Here is a 460-nt window from a genome sequence, read left to right on the forward strand (position 1 = left end):
CGGTCCCGTGTTCGCCGCCGTAGGTCGGGGTGAGACCGACCTCGTTCGCGGCCGCCCGGAGTTCGTACAGCTCGGTACCACCGAACGCGACGTGGTCGATGGTTCGGTCCATACGCCCCCCACGTTCGACTCGGTATAGTGTTTAGTGGCGTCGTGTCTGCGAATTAGAGGGTTCGTTTCGCCCGACCGAAGCGTTTTGCGTCCGGCCCGCCACGATACAGTATGAACCTCTTTCGGAGCGTCAGAGCGGTCGCGGACGCTTCGGCGACCGGCTCCGGCACCATCGACTGGGACGCCGTCGCCGAGGCCGCGAAAGCCGCGACCGACCCCGGCTCGCTCGACCTCTCGGAGGCGGAGCGAGCGGGGTACGCCGCGGACGTTCGCGACGCGCGCGACCGCCTTTCGACCGTCGCCGAGGTGGAGTTCGACGTGCCCGAAGTCGTCGAAGTCCAGAACCGAC

Annotated in this window: 2 pseudogenes; one reads left to right on the plus strand and one right to left on the minus strand. The window is 67.4% G+C overall.

Features of this window, described 5'->3' with window-relative positions:
- Positions 1-112, minus strand: a pseudogene (locus D3D01_RS25160) (VOC family protein); the annotation flags it as partial.
- A gap of 110 nt (positions 113-222) precedes the next feature.
- On the opposite strand from D3D01_RS25160, the pseudogene D3D01_RS22795 reads away from it, so the two are divergent.
- Positions 223-460 (plus strand): annotated as a pseudogene (locus D3D01_RS22795) (hypothetical protein); the annotation flags it as partial.

Source organism: Haloarcula sp. Atlit-7R (assembly GCF_003666065.1).
Lineage (GTDB): Archaea > Halobacteriota > Halobacteria > Halobacteriales > Haloarculaceae > Haloarcula > Haloarcula taiwanensis.